Origin of the sequence: Pseudomonas sp. BNK-7, assembly GCF_048072025.1 — a bacterium.
In the GTDB taxonomy this organism is placed as follows: Bacteria; Pseudomonadota; Gammaproteobacteria; order Pseudomonadales; family Pseudomonadaceae; genus Aquipseudomonas; species Aquipseudomonas danubii.
The window spans coordinates 755,515-768,960 of sequence record NZ_CP182252.1 but is presented as its reverse complement, the minus strand read 5'-3'; the positions used below and the strand labels follow the sequence as shown (position 1 = coordinate 768,960).

The window sequence follows — 13,446 nt, the reverse complement described above, 5'->3', positions numbered from 1 at the left end:
GGCCAGTCGGCTCCAACAGCGTGTGGCTCATGAGGCGAGGCTTTTGCGAAAGCGCGCCAGGGCAATGGCGAAGAACAGCAGACCGATCGTCGCCAGGGCCAGCAGGTCGGGCCAGACCACACTGACGCCCGCATCACGAAACAGGATCGCTGCGCTGAGGCTGACGAAGTGTGTTGATGGCGAGCCCTGCATCACCCATTGCAGCCATTGCGGCATGCTGTCCAGCGGTGTGCTGCCACCGGACAGTAGCAGCATCGGGATGATCACCGGGATCGCCAGCAGGCCGAACTGCGGGGTGGAGCGGGCCAGGGTGGCAAGGAAGATCCCCAGTGCGGTGCTGGCGAACAGATACAACGCGGTGACCATCAGGAACAGCCCCATCGAGCCCGCCAGCGGCACGCCCAGCACGCCTTTGACTATCACTTCCAGCGATATCCAGGTGCACAGCACCACCACCAGCATATTGCTCCAGATTTTCGCCAGCATGATCTCCAGGGCCGTCAGCGGCAGTACCAGCAAGTGGTCGAGGGTACCGTGCTCGCGCTCGCGCAGCAGCGCGGTTCCGGTGAGCACGATGGCCAGGATGGTGATGTTGTTGACAATCTGGATCACCGCAAGAAACCAGCCTCCCTCCAGGTTGGTATTGAACAGCGCGCGGGTGGTCAGCAGGGCCGGGGCCTTGCTCGCGGCATCCGCCTGGTTGGCATAGTTGAGCAACTCGCGCTGGAAGATTCGGCCAATGTAGCCGGCGCCCATGAACGCCTGGCTCATGGCGGTGGCGTCGACGTTGACCTGCACCGCCGGCTGACGGCCGGCCAGCAGGTCGCTCTGGAAGTTGGCAGGGATGTTGATCACGAAGGTGTACTGGCCGCTGTCCATCACCTTGTCCAGTTGGTCGTAGGGCAGGGCGACCGGGTTCTGGAACTCCGGCGGTTGCAGGGCCTCTGCCAATTGTCGTGACAGTGCGCTGTGGTCTTCATCCACCAGGGCCACGCTGGCGTTGTGTACGCCAATGACCGAGCCGGCTGCCGGCAGGTAGATGGCCACGGTGAAGGCGTAGAACAGGAACAACAGCAAGACACTGTCGTGACGCAGGCTGGTGAGCTCCTTCAGACCCAGGCGCAGGATATGGGCGAGCCTGTTCATCAGACCTCCTGCTTTTTCAACATGACCAGGCTAAGCCCGGTGAAACCGAGGAAGAACCCGATCAGTGCCAGGCACTGAGGCCATAGCTCCCGCAGGTCCAGGGCCTTGGTGAAGGTGCCGACGGCGATGTCGAGGAAGTGCCCGGCGGGGAACAACTGCCCCATGATCGCCGCCGAGCCTTCCAGGGACGAGCGCGGCACGATCAACCCGGAGAACTGGATGGTCGGCAGGCTGGTGATGATCATGGTGCCGAGGATCGCCGCGATCTGGGTGCGGGTGAAGGCCGAGATCAGCAGGCCCATGCTGGTGGTGGCCAGCACGTAGAGGACGCCGCCCAGGGCCAGGGTCAGTCCGCTGCCCTTGAAGGGCACGCCGAACAGCCAGCGGTTCATGGCCACCAGCAATCCCAGGTTGATCAGGCTCACGGCCAGGTAGGGCGCCTGCTTGCCCAGGAGGAACTCCAGGCGGGTCAGGGGCGTGGCATAGAAGTTGGTGATCGAGCCCAGTTCCTTCTCGCGAACGATGCCCAGGGCGGTGAGCATGGCCGGAATGAACGCCAGGATCAGCGCCATGACCCCGGGCCCGATGGCGTTGACGCTGACCACGTCCTGGTTGTAGCGAAAGCGTGTTTCCAGCTTGGCGGCGGATCTTGTGTTCAGTGCCGGGCTGCTGTGTTCGGCCAGGAGTTCGAGGTTGGCCTGGTGTACCGCCTCGACATAGTTGCGGCTGGTTTCCGCGCGAAACGGCATGCCGCCGTCCAGCCAGGCGGCCACCGTCGGTTGGCGCCCGGCATACAGATCGCGGCCAAAGCCGGAAGGGATTTCCAGGGCCAGCTTGATCTCCGAGCGCTGCAGGCGCCGATGCAGTTCGGCGGAGCTGCGGATGGTGGGTTTTTCCTCGAAGTAGCGTGAGCTGCGAAAAGCCTCCAGATAGGCGCGGCTTTGCGGCGTCTGATCCTGGTCGTAGACGGCGAAGGCGAGCTTTTCCACATCCAGGGAAATGCCGTAGCCAAAGATCACCATCATGAAGATCGCCCCCAGCAGGGCAAAGCCCAAGCGCACCTTGTCCCGCAATAGCTCCTTGCCTTCCCGGGTGGCCACTGCCAGCAGCCGGGCCAGGCTCAGGCCCGAGCGCGGAGGCGCGATGGCGTGGCTGGCGGCAGCCGCCGGAGGTGGCGCTGTATCCGCGGCTCCTTGGGCTTCTTCCAGGCAGCGGACGAAGGCGGCTTCCAGGGTGTCGCCGGAAAACTGCTGTTGCAGCGCCGCTGGTGTGTCACAGGCCAGTACCTTGCCGGCGTGCATCAACGAAATGCGGTCGCAGCGCTGGGCTTCGTTCATGAAATGAGTGGACAGGAAGATGGTCACGCCCTGTTCCCGGGACAGTTCGATCAGCAGTCGCCAGAAATCGTCACGGGCTGCCGGATCAACCCCTGACGTGGGTTCGTCGAGGATCAGCACTTCCGGGCGGTGCAGCACCGCCACGGCCAGGGACAGGCGCTGGCGCAGACCCAGGGGCAGGGCGCCGGATTGCTGCTCGGCGATTGCGCCCAGGTCGAAGCGCTGGATCAGTTCCTCGATGCGTGGGCCGCTCTCGGCTTTCGGCAGGTCGAACAGGCGGGCATGCAGCTCCAGGTTCTGGCGCACGCTGAGTTCGCCGTACAGGGAAAAGCTCTGGGACATGAAGCCGACCCGCTTGCGGGTGGCCAGGTCCTTGGCGTCCACCGGATTGCCCAGCAACTTGGCGCTGCCTTCAGTGGCGGGCATCAGCCCGGTGAGGACCTTCATGGTGGTGGTCTTGCCGCAGCCGTTGGAGCCGAGGAAGCCGAAGATCTCCCCGCGACCGATGGCGAAGCTGACTTTGTTGACGGCGGTGAAGTCGCCGAAGCGCAGGGTCAGCTCGTGGGCCTCGATGGCGATGTCCTGGTTATCGCCAGAACGTGGCGGGATCACCAGTGGCTGATTGTCATGGCCGCTGTCGCCCTGGTAGTGAGTGAAGGCATCGTCCAGCTTGCCGCTGCCCGTTACCTGCGCCAGCTCCCGGCTCAGGCCCTGGGCGATCAACTTGCCTTGGTCGAGCATCAGGCAATGCTCGAACTGTTCGGCTTCTTCCATGTAGGCGGTGGCCACCAACAGGGTCAGTTGTGGTCGTTGCTGGCGCACATCCTCCACCAGTTCCCAGAAGCGTCGGCGGGAAAGCGGGTCGACCCCGGTGGTGGGCTCGTCAAGGATCAACAGATCCGGTTCGTGGATCAGCGCGCAGCACAGGCCGAGTTTCTGTTTCATCCCACCGGACAGCTTGCCCGCCGGGCGTTCGGCAAAGCGCAGCAGGTCGGTGGCCAGCAACAGGCTGTGCATGCGCTGGTCGCATTCGTCACGTGGCAGGCCGAACAGGGTGGCGAAGAAGCGGATGTTCTCGCTAATGGACAGGTCGGGATACAGGTTGCCCCCCAGCCCCTGGGGCATGAAGGCGATGCGCGGGTATAGGCTTCTGCGGTGGCGGCGCTGGGAGATGGCTCCGCCGAGTACCTCGAGCTCGCCTTGCTGAAGCTTCTTGACCCCGGCAATCAGCCCGAGAAGGCTCGACTTGCCGGCACCGTCAGGACCGATCAGGCCGCAGCGTGTGCCTGCCGGCAGGCTGAAACTGATGTCGATCAGAGCCTGCTGGGCACCGTAGCGATGGCTGATGCCGGTGGCGTGCAGCGCCAGGGCATTCATTGCAGGTTAGCCGGCCAGTCCACGGTGGCTGTGCGCACATAACCGGCACCGGGCATGCCCGGTTTGGCCTGGGGCACGGCGGCGGGTTGAGTCAGGCGCACCTTGACCCGGAATACCAGTTTCTGGCGTTCGTCACGGGTTTCCACTTCTTTGGGGGTGAATTGCGACTTGGCCGCGACGAAGCTGATCTTTGCCGGCAGTGGCTGGTTGGGCAGGGCGTCGAGAACAATCCGCGATTCATCGCCCACCGTCAGGCGCCCGGTGACCGAGGCTGGCAAGTAGAGGTTCATGTATTGGTCGTAGGGGTCGATCAACAGCAGTACTCGGCCGCCGGCACCCAGGACTTCGCCAGGCTCGGCCAGACGCAGTTGGATGATGCCGTCGATGGGGGCTCGCAGGCTGCTGTCGTCGATCTCGCTGGTGAGCTGCGCAACCTGGGCCAGGGCGGCGCCGATAGCGGCCTTGACCGCCGCTACCTGGGCCTGGGCCGCCAGCACGGCGGCATTGCCGGTGTTCAGCCGTGCCTGTTGCTGATCGATGATCTGCTGGCTGGCGAAGCCGCGCCTGAACAATTCCTGGGAGCGCTTGAGTTCCTGATTGGCCAGGAGCAATTCGCTCTGGCGCAGTTGCACGTTGGCTTCTGCGGCGGAGAGGTTTTCCCGGGCGCGCAGCACTTCGGCTTCGGCCTGGCTGCGCTGGGCTTCCAGGGTGCGGGTATCCATCCGGGCCAGCAGTTGGCCCTGGAGCACTTTGTCGCCTTCATTGACCCGCACTTCCGCCAGGCGTCCGGGAATCTTGCTGGCGATCTGCACCTCAGTGGCTTCGAGACGGCCATTGCCCATGCTCAGCCCTTCCGGCAGACGATCCTGGAGGGATTTCCAGTAACCGAAGCCACCAGCGGCGAGCAACAGAATCAAGAGGGAGACAGCGAAAAGGCGGGAAGAACGGTGGTTCGTCGACATGTGTTCTGCGTCCTGCGGCTATAGCGTCCTAGTCTGACGTATCAAGGCTTTTACCCGCTTGATGCTCGTCAAATGAAAGGGCCAAGCCTAAACCTATTGTTCGCAGGCTGCATGGCGATCGGGGCAAAAAACTGGCGCCAGTGCCGTTGCGCTTGCCAGGCCACGGCACACCGGGGCGGGTTGCTCAACGTAGAGAGAGCACAGCCGCCCATTGCTCTGCGGTCACTGGCATGACTGACAGGCGACTGCCTTTTTGCACCAGGGGCATTTCAGCGAGGGCAGTCTGCTGCTTGAGATAGTCCAGGCGCAGGACCTTGTTGAAGGTTTCCACGTGGGCTACGTCGATTGCGCTCCAGGCATTTTTCTCGGCGCTGGACTTGGGGTCGAAATAGACGCTGTCCGGTTCCAGGGCGGTGGGATCCGGGTAGGCCGCCTTGATGATTTGGCCGATGCCAGCGATGCCTGGCTCCGGACAACTGGAGTGGCAGAAGAAGAACTCATCGCCGACGGCCATGGCGCGCAGGAAGTTGCGTGCCTGGTAGTTGCGCACACCGTCCCAACGGGCCTTTCCAAGCTTGTTCAGGTCCTGGATCGAGAGTTCGTCTGGCTCGGATTTCATCAGCCAATAGGCCATGTTTCTTACCCTCCAAAGGGTGGTTGGGCAGGTTGTCGGAGGATTTTATGACAAACCGACAGTCGGTTGACGCCAGCATTTGCGTGTCGGTTCACGTTATCGCAGAATGCCGGGATTTTAAGCTTGACGCTGCTGCACGGCCTGTTATGGAAACCGTTGCTGTCATCGTGTGTGACTTGCCCGAGGGGGGGCAATCGATGAAACGCCAACCGGATTTACTATGGATTTTGGTTATTTTGTTCGGTTTGGGCGTTGTGACCACTGGTTATGCGCAGAGCTTATGGGCCAACAAGACCGATGCCCCGATCGAGATTGCCCAACAGCCGCAACCCTTCAAGCGCTGAATCCGTCCCGGCGTCGCTGAGCCAGCGCGACGTCTATCGGGCGCAGTACCATCCCTGATCAGTCACGGTGCCCTGTAGCGGCACATCCCAGCTGGCCTGATCCAGTCTCGCGACCTTCTGACATTCATGGGCCAGCCCCAGCAGCTTCGGCTTGCGCCAGCTCTTGCGCCGCGCCAGGTAAGCCAGGCTGCGGTCGTAGAAGCCGCCGCCCATTCCCAGGCGTCCACCGTCTTCGTCAAATCCCACCAAGGGCAGGAGCACCAGATCCAGCGCCCAGACCTTGCGTTGGCGTGCGACGTTGATCCTGGGTTCGAGGATGCGAAAGCGGTTGGGGCGCAGTTTTTCTCCGGGCCGTACGCGCTGGAAGACCATCTTGGTCCGTGGCCAGGCACTGAGCACTGGCAAGTAGGTGGCCTTGCCCCGGCGTTGCGCGGCACGTAGCAGCAGGCGCGGATCGATCTCTCCGTCAGTGGGCAGGTACAGGGACAGGTGTCGGGCTCGGCGAAACACTGGATTCTGCGCCAACTGGCGGTACAGCCCGCTGGCGGCCTGGCGTTGCTGGGCAGGTGTCAGGGAGCGACGGGCTTTACGCAGCATGCGTCGAAGTTGCGGGCGGGAAAGCGGCGCAGGTTCGGTCATGGATGAGGCTATGGAAAGTCGGACATGGCAGAACAGCCTACCCGGAAAAACCAATGCCAGCATGGATAACTGGCATTGGTTGAGAATTCAGGCTCCCCAGGCGAACCGCTGTCGACTTAGCCCTTGAACCCGAAAGTTCAAGGCGGAAGATGCAGCAGGCTTTAAGGCTTTCCGTCTAGCGGACATGCACACCAGCCCAACGTGCAACTTCCAGGGTAGTGCGAATCGGCTCAGGGACATCGCCAACTGGCAAGCACCCCAGGGAGTGGCGGGAGTATACCGCAACCGCTGTCAGGAATCAGCCTTGCTTGCGTCCGAATCGGTGGCCAGGACCAGGTCGACGCGTTCCAGAAGATCGCGCACTTGTTCGCGAGTGGTGGCGCTGGCCTGCACGTCCGGACGCTCCTGGCGGTGCAGCAGATCGTGGGTGATGTTCAGCGCGGCCATGACCGCGATGCGATCGGCACCGATGACTTTGCCGCTGCTACGGATCTCGCGCATCTTGCCGTCCAGGTAACGGGCTGCGCTCACCAGATTGCTGCGCTCTTCCTGGGGGCAGATGATCGAATACTCTTTGTCGAGGATCTGCACGGTAACGCTATTGCTTGAACTCATGAGTCTTGCTCCAGGGCCTTGAGGCGCGAAATCATCGATTCGACCTTACGCCGGGCGATTTCGTTTTTTTCAATGAGGTGCGCGCGTTCCTCGCGCCAGGTCTTTTCCTGAGCTAATAAGAGTGCGTTTTGACTCTTTAGTTGCTCGACCCGGGTAATAAGCAGTTCGAGTCTGGCCATCAGTGCGTGCAGGTCGGTGTCTTCCATTGTGTCCCACTGAAGTTGGTCTGATGAGTGGCAACTGGCTGGGCAGCGCCTGGACGGCCCGAACAGTCCTGGCGCATCGGGTGCTGTCGGTCGGCAATCTGTCCGTCGCCCCAGGCCCCGCGGACCGCTGTAACGGGGCGCAAGGCGCAACGCGGCGCTGGCAATGAATGATGACACGCCCTACGATACAAGGCCTTCATTCTAGACATTGCGCCGCTTGGCGCCTAGCTGCCCATGCCCATTCAGAATTCCCCGTACAACGCCTTCGCCACCCTGCTCAGCAGCAGCGGTCATCCTGTTTCTCCTGCCGAATTGCACGGCCTGTTGCTGGGCCGTAGCTGCGCTGGCGCCGGCTTCGAGGTCGACGGCTGGCTGGTGGATGCTTCCGAGCTGCTCGAAGGCGAGCCACAAGAAAATGTGCGCAACGCCCTGATCGGCCTGCAGGAAATGGTCAAGGGCGAGCTCACCAGCGACGACATGACCGTGGTCCTGCTGCTGCCCAGCGACGACGCGCCATTGACCGAACGTGCCGCGGCCCTGGGCCAGTGGTGCCAGGGTTTCCTCGCCGGTTTCGGCCTCAATTCCCGTGACAGCAGCGCCCTGAGCGTCGAGGCCACGGAAGTGTTGCAGGACCTTGCAGCCATCGCTCAGGTACAGGATGCGCTGGAAGAGTCCGACGACGGTGAAAGCGACTACATGGAAGTGATGGAGTACCTGCGGGTCGCGCCATTGCTGCTGTTCACCGAAACCAACAAGACCGTTGCACCGGCTGCCAAGCCTTCTCTGCACTGACTGACAGGGAACTGCATCTGCCCATGATTCATATCCCTAGAGCGGAATACAGCCGTCGCCGCAAGGCGCTCATGGCGCAGATGGAGCCCAACAGCATCGCGATCCTGCCGGCGGCGGCCGTGGCCATTCGCAACCGCGATGTGGAGCACGTCTACCGCCAGGACAGCGATTTCCAATACCTCAGCGGTTTTCCCGAGCCCCAGGCCGTGATCGTGCTGATGCCCGGTCGCGAGCATGGTGAGTACGTGCTGTTCTGCCGTGAGCGCAATGCCGAGCGGGAACTGTGGGATGGCCTGCGGGCTGGTCAGGAAGGCGCGATCCGTGACTACGGTGCGGACGATGCGTTTCCCATCACTGATATCGACGACATTCTCCCGGGGCTGATCGAAGGTCGTGACCGGGTCTATTCGGCCATGGGCAGCAACCCCGAGTTCGATCGCCACCTGATGGACTGGATCAACGTGATCCGCTCTAAAGCGCACCTTGGCGCCCAGCCGCCGAACGAATTCGTTGCCCTGGATCATCTGCTGCACGATATGCGCCTGTATAAATCGGCGGCGGAAGTGAAGGTGATGCGCGAAGCCGCACGGATTTCCGCCCAGGCCCATATCCGGGCCATGCAGGCCAGTCGCCCCGGATTGCACGAGTTCAGTCTGGAAGCCGAGCTGGACTACGAGTTCCGCAAGGGCGGGGCGAAGATGCCGGCTTATGGTTCCATCGTCGCTGCCGGGCGCAACAGCTGCATCCTGCACTACCAACAGAATGACGCCCTGCTCAAGGACGGTGATCTGGTATTGATCGACGCTGGTTGTGAAATCGACTGCTATGCCAGTGATATCACCCGGACCTGGCCGGTCAACGGTAAGTTCTCGCCCGAGCAGAAGGCGATCTACGAACTGGTGCTGGCGGCCCAGGAAGCGGCGTTTGCCGAGATCGCCCCGAACAAGCACTGGAACCAGGCCCATGAGGCAACGGTCCGGGTGATCACCGCCGGTCTGGTGAAGTTGGGTCTGTTGGAAGGCGCAGTCGACGAGCTGATTGCCAGCGAGGCTTACAAGACGTTTTACATGCACCGCGCCGGGCATTGGCTGGGCATGGATGTACACGATGTCGGCGAATACAAGGTCGGCGGCGAGTGGCGGGTGTTGGAGGTCGGCATGGCGCTGACCGTGGAGCCGGGCATCTACATCTCCCCGGACAACCAGCAAGTGGCGAAGAAGTGGCGCGGCATTGGCGTGCGCATCGAGGACGACGTGGTAGTGACCAAGCAGGGCTGTGAAATTCTGACAAGCGGCGTGCCCAAAAGCGTCGCCGAGATCGAGGCGCTGATGGCAGCAGCCCGAGTTCAGGCCTCATGAGCCGGGTCAATCTGGCCATCATCGGTGGCGGCTTGGTCGGCGCAAGCCTGGCCCTGGCTCTGCAGGCCGGAGCCAAGGCCCGGGGCTGGAAGATCGTGCTGATCGAACCCTTCGCCCCCGGCGACAGCTTCCAGCCCAGCTACGATGCGCGTTCTTCGGCACTGTCCTTTGGCGCCCGACAGATCTACCAGCGCCTGGGCTTGTGGCAAGCGATCTCCCGGCGCGCCGAGCCGATCAAGCAGATTCATGTGTCCGACCGTGGGCGGTTTTCCACTGCGCGCCTGTCGGCCATGGAAGAAGGGGTTCCGGCCCTGGGTTATGTGGTGGAAAACGCCTGGCTCGGTCAATGCCTGTGGCAAGGACTGGACAAGGACGTGATCAGCTGGCGCTGTCCGGCGGAGGTCACTCGCCTGGAGCCTCTGGAAGGCGGCTATCGCCTGACCCTGAATGACGAAACCACACTGGAATGCGACCTTGCGGTGCTCGCCGACGGTGGCCGCTCCGGCCTGCGCGAACAATTGGGTATCGGGGTCAAGAATCGCCCCTATAACCAGAGCGCGCTGATTGCCAACATCACCCCCAGCGAAGCCCACAACGGCATGGCCTTCGAGCGCTTCACCGATGACGGACCGATGGCGTTGCTGCCATTGCCGGAAAATCGCTGCGCGCTGATCTGGACCCGCCAGGGCATGGACGCTCAGCGTCTGGCCGACCTGGATGACCGTAGTTTCCTCAGCGAATTGCAGGGCGTGTTCGGTTACCGCCTGGGCACCTTGAAACAAGTGGGGGCGCGGCATTTGTATCCGCTGTCCCTGGTAGAAGCCGAAGAGCAGGTGCGCTCCCATCTGGTGGTGCTGGGCAATGCCGCCCACAGCCTGCATCCGATTGCCGGACAGGGCTTCAACCTGTCGCTGCGTGATGCCCAGGCCCTGGCGGATGCCTTGCTGGCCAGCGAACAACTGCCGGGCGATTTTGCCGTGCTGCAGGCTTATCGCGAGCGCCAGCGCCTGGACCAGAGCCTGACCGTGGGTTTTTCCGATCAGGTCACGCGGCTGTTCGGCAGCAAGCTCCCCCTGCTGTCGGTGGGGCGCAATCTTGGCTTGCTCGGACTGGACCTGCTGCCCCCGGCCAAGCGCTGGTTCGCGCGCCAGGCCATGGGCCTGGGTACTCGTCCGGATGCGTGAGTGGCTGACTCGACGCGTCGGCAAGGCACGCTTGCTGCGCTGGGTGATGAACCTGTATCCGCCCTATCTGGGGGCAGGTGTGCGGGTTCGCCAGATCAGCGTGGATTTCCGCGAAGTCCAGGTCTCCATGGGGCTGGGCTGGTACAACCGCAACTATGTCGGCACCCAGTTCGGCGGCAGCCTGTATTCGATGGTGGACCCGTTTTTCATGCTGATGCTGATGGAGAACCTGGGACGCGATTACATCGTCTGGGACAAGGCCGCGGCCATCGACTTCATCGCCCCGGGCAAGGGGCCGGTGTTTGCTCGGTTCAGCATTGACCAGGCGCTGCTCGACGAAGTGCGCCAGCAGACCGCAACGGGCGAGAAGTACCTGCCGCAGTTGCAGGTAGAGATTCATGACGGCTCCGGCACCCTGGTGGCGCGGGTCGATAAAACCCTTTATGTGCGGCTCAAGCCGCAAGCGAGACAGGCCTAAAGCATGGAAATGCGCGCAGATGTGCTGATTGTCGGAGCTGGAATGGTCGGCAGTGCCTTGGCGTTGGCGTTGCAGGGCAGCGGCCTGGAAGTGCTGCTGCTCGATGGCGGCTCCCTGAGTGTCAAACCCTTCGACGCCGAGTCGCCGTTCGAACCCCGGGTCAGTGCCTTGTCGGCCGCCAGCCAGCGGATTCTGCAGCGCCTTGGCGCCTGGGACGGTATTGCCGCACGGCGCAGCAGCCCCTACTGCGACATGCAGGTCTGGGACGGCAGCGGCACCGGGCAGATTCACTTCTCGGCCTCCAGCGTGCATGCCGAGGTGTTGGGGCATATCGTCGAGAACCGCGTGGTTCAGGATGCCTTGCTTGAGCGTTTGCACGAGTGCGACATCGGTTTGTTGGCCAATGCCCGCCTGGAGCAGATGCGCCGCTCCGGCGATGACTGGCTGCTGACCCTGGCGGACGGCCGGGTCCTGCGAGCGCCTTTGGTCATCGCCGCCGATGGCGCCAACTCGGCCGTGCGTCGCCTGACCGGTTGTGCTACCCGGGAGTGGGATTACCTGCATCACGCCATCGTCACCAGTGTGCGCAGCAGCCAGCCCCATCAATTGACCGCCTGGCAGCGTTTCACCGACACCGGCCCGTTGGCGTTTCTGCCGTTGGTACGGGACGGGCAGCACGACTGGTGCTCCATTGTCTGGTCCACCACGCCCACCGAGGCCGAGCGCTTGATGGCCCTGGATGACGCCGCGTTTTGTGCTGAGCTGGAGCGCGCCTTCGAAGGTCGCCTGGGCACCGTGCTCAGCGCCGACCCTCGGCTTTGCGTGCCGCTACGCCAGCGCCACGCCAAGCGCTACGTGGCCGAAGGCCTGGCCCTGATCGGCGACGCCGCCCATACCATTCATCCGCTGGCGGGACAGGGGGTCAACCTGGGTTTCCTCGATGCCGCAGTGCTGGCCGAAGTGCTGCTGCAAGCGGCCAGCCGTGGCGAGCGCTTGGCCGAGGTCAAGGTATTGAGCCGTTTCGAGCGTCGGCGCATGCCTCACAACCTGGCGCTGATGGCGGCCATGGAAGGCTTCGAGCGGCTGTTCCAGGCCGATCCGTTGCCGCTGCGCTGGCTGCGCAACACTGGCCTGAAGATGGTCGACCAGATGCCCGAGGCCAAGGCGCTGTTCGTGCGTCAGGCACTGGGCCTGAGCGGCGATCTACCAGAGCTGGCCCAAGCGTAGGCGCCGGCTGGCCGGCGAAGCTTCCTGGCGGACGGCTCTACGCAACATCTGGTAACGCCTCGGCGTCAGGTTCGGTTGAGAAGGCAAATGGGAGTCCTTATCATTTCGCCTCATTTTATAATCGAGAGACTGCTCCCATGTTGGCACCGAAGCGTCTACTGACCGCCCTGGCACTCACTTTCATCGGCACCGCCGCCCATGCTGCCGATGAAGTCGTGGTCTACTCCTCGCGTATCGATGAGCTGATCAAGCCGGTGTTCGATGCCTACACCCAGAAGACCGGGGTGAAGATCAAGTTCATCACCGACAAGGAAGCGCCGCTGATGCAGCGGATCAAGGCCGAGGGCGAAAACGCCACCGCCGACCTGCTGCTCACCGTGGACGCCGGCAACCTCTGGCAGGCCGAGCAGATGGGCATCCTGCAACCGTTCACCTCCAAGGTCATCGACAGCAACATCCCTCTGCAATACCGCTCTTCCAACCACGCCTGGACCGGCCTGAGCCTGCGGGCGCGGACCCTGGCCTACTCCACCGAGCGGGTCAAACCTTCCGAACTGACCACCTATGAAGCCCTGGCCGACAAGCAGTGGGAAGGCCGTCTGTGCCTGCGTAGCGCGAAGAAGGTCTACAACCAGTCGCTGACTGCCACCCTGATCGAGACCCACGGCGCGGCGAAGACCGAAGAGATCATCAAGGGCTGGGTCAACAACCTGTCCACCGATGTGTTCTCCGATGACATCGCGGTGCTGGATGCGATCAACGCCGGCCAATGCGACGTTGGCATCGTCAACACCTACTATTACGGCCGCTTGCACAAGCAGAAGCCCGACCTGGCGGTGAAGCTGTTCTGGCCGAACCAGGGCGATCGCGGGGTGCACGTCAACCTGTCGGGTATTGGCCTGACCAAGTACGCGCCGCATCCGGAGGCGGCCAAGGCGCTGGTGGAGTGGATGACCACGCCTGAAGCGCAGAAGATCTTTGCCGACGTCAACCAGGAGTTCCCGGCCAACCCGGCGGTGGCGCCTTCTGCGGAAGTGGCCAGCTGGGGCAAGTTCGTGGCCGATACCCTGCCGGTTGAGATCGCCGGCAAGCGCCAGGCCGAGGCCATTCGCTTGATGGACCGCGCTGGCTGGAACTGAGACTGCCG

14 protein-coding genes and 1 other RNA gene are annotated in these 13,446 nt (G+C 62.9%); 7 read left to right on the top strand and 8 right to left on the bottom strand.

From position 1 onward, the window contains the following. Positions 1–27 precede the first annotated feature (27 nt). From ACMGF8_RS03595 to ACMGF8_RS03580, 4 genes are all read right to left on the bottom strand, one after another. Positions 28–1,146, bottom strand: a complete 1,119-nt coding sequence (locus ACMGF8_RS03595; RefSeq protein WP_115581180.1) for an ABC transporter permease — start codon at positions 1,144–1,146, stop codon at positions 28–30. Beyond that, positions 1,146–3,860, bottom strand: coding sequence for a ribosome-associated ATPase/putative transporter RbbA (gene rbbA / locus ACMGF8_RS03590; RefSeq protein ID WP_115581179.1), 2,715 nt, complete (start codon positions 3,858–3,860; stop codon positions 1,146–1,148). Before rbbA ends, ACMGF8_RS03595 begins: the two co-directional genes overlap by 1 nt. Beyond that, on the bottom strand, positions 3,857–4,822 hold the full coding sequence (locus tag ACMGF8_RS03585) for an HlyD family secretion protein (protein ID WP_416758709.1): 966 nt from the start codon (positions 4,820–4,822) through the stop codon (positions 3,857–3,859). Before ACMGF8_RS03585 ends, rbbA begins: the two co-directional genes overlap by 4 nt. A gap of 184 nt (positions 4,823–5,006) precedes the next feature. Next, a complete protein-coding gene (locus ACMGF8_RS03580; RefSeq protein ID WP_416758707.1) occupies positions 5,007–5,456 on the bottom strand; it encodes an EVE domain-containing protein in 450 nt (149 codons plus the stop codon). Between the two features lie 47 nt (positions 5,457–5,503). Between ACMGF8_RS03580 and ACMGF8_RS03575 the strand changes: the two genes are divergently transcribed. Then, the gene (locus ACMGF8_RS03575) at positions 5,504–5,800 is read left to right on the top strand and encodes a hypothetical protein (protein WP_102862188.1); all 297 of its coding nucleotides are present in this window, start codon (positions 5,504–5,506) and stop codon (positions 5,798–5,800) included. Between the two features lie 33 nt (positions 5,801–5,833). On the opposite strand, the gene ACMGF8_RS03570 is transcribed toward ACMGF8_RS03575, so the two are convergent. The 4 genes from ACMGF8_RS03570 to ACMGF8_RS03555 form a co-directional block, all read right to left on the bottom strand. After that, a complete protein-coding gene (locus ACMGF8_RS03570) occupies positions 5,834–6,439 on the bottom strand; it encodes a 5-formyltetrahydrofolate cyclo-ligase (protein ID WP_102881235.1) in 606 nt (201 codons plus the stop codon). Positions 6,440–6,528: 89 nt separating this feature from the next. After that, a non-coding RNA gene (gene ssrS / locus ACMGF8_RS03565) (6S RNA) lies at positions 6,529–6,707 on the bottom strand. A 23-nt stretch (positions 6,708–6,730) separates the two neighbouring features. Next, complete coding sequence (locus tag ACMGF8_RS03560) at positions 6,731–7,054, bottom strand: cell division protein ZapA (RefSeq protein ID WP_016962902.1); 324 nt, start codon at positions 7,052–7,054, stop codon at positions 6,731–6,733. Next, positions 7,051–7,260 carry a TIGR02449 family protein gene (locus tag ACMGF8_RS03555; protein WP_011064144.1) on the bottom strand — a complete coding sequence of 70 codons (210 nt, stop codon included), beginning with the start codon at positions 7,258–7,260 and terminating at the stop codon, positions 7,051–7,053. Before ACMGF8_RS03555 ends, ACMGF8_RS03560 begins: the two co-directional genes overlap by 4 nt. 234 nt (positions 7,261–7,494) lie before the next feature. On the opposite strand from ACMGF8_RS03555, the gene ACMGF8_RS03550 reads away from it, so the two are divergent. From ACMGF8_RS03550 to ACMGF8_RS03525, 6 genes are all read left to right on the top strand, one after another. After that, entirely contained in the window at positions 7,495–8,052 is a 558-nt protein-coding gene (locus tag ACMGF8_RS03550; protein ID WP_102862186.1) for a YecA family protein, read from the top strand. 23 nt (positions 8,053–8,075) lie between these two features. Next, positions 8,076–9,410 carry a Xaa-Pro aminopeptidase gene (gene pepP, locus ACMGF8_RS03545; RefSeq protein WP_102862185.1) on the top strand — a complete coding sequence of 445 codons (1,335 nt, stop codon included), beginning with the start codon at positions 8,076–8,078 and terminating at the stop codon, positions 9,408–9,410. Then, entirely contained in the window at positions 9,407–10,594 is a 1,188-nt protein-coding gene (gene ubiH, locus ACMGF8_RS03540; protein ID WP_102862184.1) for a 2-octaprenyl-6-methoxyphenyl hydroxylase, read from the top strand. The genes pepP and ubiH overlap by 4 nt, the downstream gene beginning before the upstream one ends. Then, on the top strand, positions 10,587–11,072 hold the full coding sequence (locus ACMGF8_RS03535) for a DUF4442 domain-containing protein (RefSeq protein WP_250329747.1): 486 nt from the start codon (positions 10,587–10,589) through the stop codon (positions 11,070–11,072). Before ubiH ends, ACMGF8_RS03535 begins: the two co-directional genes overlap by 8 nt. A 9-nt stretch (positions 11,073–11,081) precedes the next feature. Next, positions 11,082–12,299 carry a 2-octaprenyl-3-methyl-6-methoxy-1,4-benzoquinol hydroxylase gene (locus ACMGF8_RS03530; RefSeq protein WP_250329826.1) on the top strand — a complete coding sequence of 406 codons (1,218 nt, stop codon included), beginning with the start codon at positions 11,082–11,084 and terminating at the stop codon, positions 12,297–12,299. Between the two features lie 137 nt (positions 12,300–12,436). Beyond that, the gene (locus ACMGF8_RS03525; protein WP_102862181.1) at positions 12,437–13,438 is read left to right on the top strand and encodes an extracellular solute-binding protein; all 1,002 of its coding nucleotides are present in this window, start codon (positions 12,437–12,439) and stop codon (positions 13,436–13,438) included. The last annotated feature ends 8 nt before the right edge of the window (positions 13,439–13,446 follow it).

Coding starts and splice junctions, on each gene's coding strand:
- ACMGF8_RS03595 (WP_115581180.1), bottom strand. CDS start 1,146: ATGAACAGGCTCGCCCATATCCTGCGCCTGGGTCTGAAGGAGCTCACC.
- rbbA (WP_115581179.1), bottom strand. CDS start 3,860: ATGAATGCCCTGGCGCTGCACGCCACCGGCATCAGCCATCGCTACGGT.
- ACMGF8_RS03585 (WP_416758709.1), bottom strand. CDS start 4,822: ATGTCGACGAACCACCGTTCTTCCCGCCTTTTCGCTGTCTCCCTCTTG.
- ACMGF8_RS03580 (WP_416758707.1), bottom strand. CDS start 5,456: ATGGCCTATTGGCTGATGAAATCCGAGCCAGACGAACTCTCGATCCAG.
- ACMGF8_RS03575 (WP_102862188.1), top strand. CDS start 5,504: ATGACAAACCGACAGTCGGTTGACGCCAGCATTTGCGTGTCGGTTCAC.
- ACMGF8_RS03570 (WP_102881235.1), bottom strand. CDS start 6,439: ATGACCGAACCTGCGCCGCTTTCCCGCCCGCAACTTCGACGCATGCTG.
- ACMGF8_RS03560 (WP_016962902.1), bottom strand. CDS start 7,054: ATGAGTTCAAGCAATAGCGTTACCGTGCAGATCCTCGACAAAGAGTAT.
- ACMGF8_RS03555 (WP_011064144.1), bottom strand. CDS start 7,260: ATGGAAGACACCGACCTGCACGCACTGATGGCCAGACTCGAACTGCTT.
- ACMGF8_RS03550 (WP_102862186.1), top strand. CDS start 7,495: ATGCCCATTCAGAATTCCCCGTACAACGCCTTCGCCACCCTGCTCAGC.
- pepP (WP_102862185.1), top strand. CDS start 8,076: ATGATTCATATCCCTAGAGCGGAATACAGCCGTCGCCGCAAGGCGCTC.
- ubiH (WP_102862184.1), top strand. CDS start 9,407: ATGAGCCGGGTCAATCTGGCCATCATCGGTGGCGGCTTGGTCGGCGCA.
- ACMGF8_RS03535 (WP_250329747.1), top strand. CDS start 10,587: ATGCGTGAGTGGCTGACTCGACGCGTCGGCAAGGCACGCTTGCTGCGC.
- ACMGF8_RS03530 (WP_250329826.1), top strand. CDS start 11,082: ATGCGCGCAGATGTGCTGATTGTCGGAGCTGGAATGGTCGGCAGTGCC.
- ACMGF8_RS03525 (WP_102862181.1), top strand. CDS start 12,437: ATGTTGGCACCGAAGCGTCTACTGACCGCCCTGGCACTCACTTTCATC.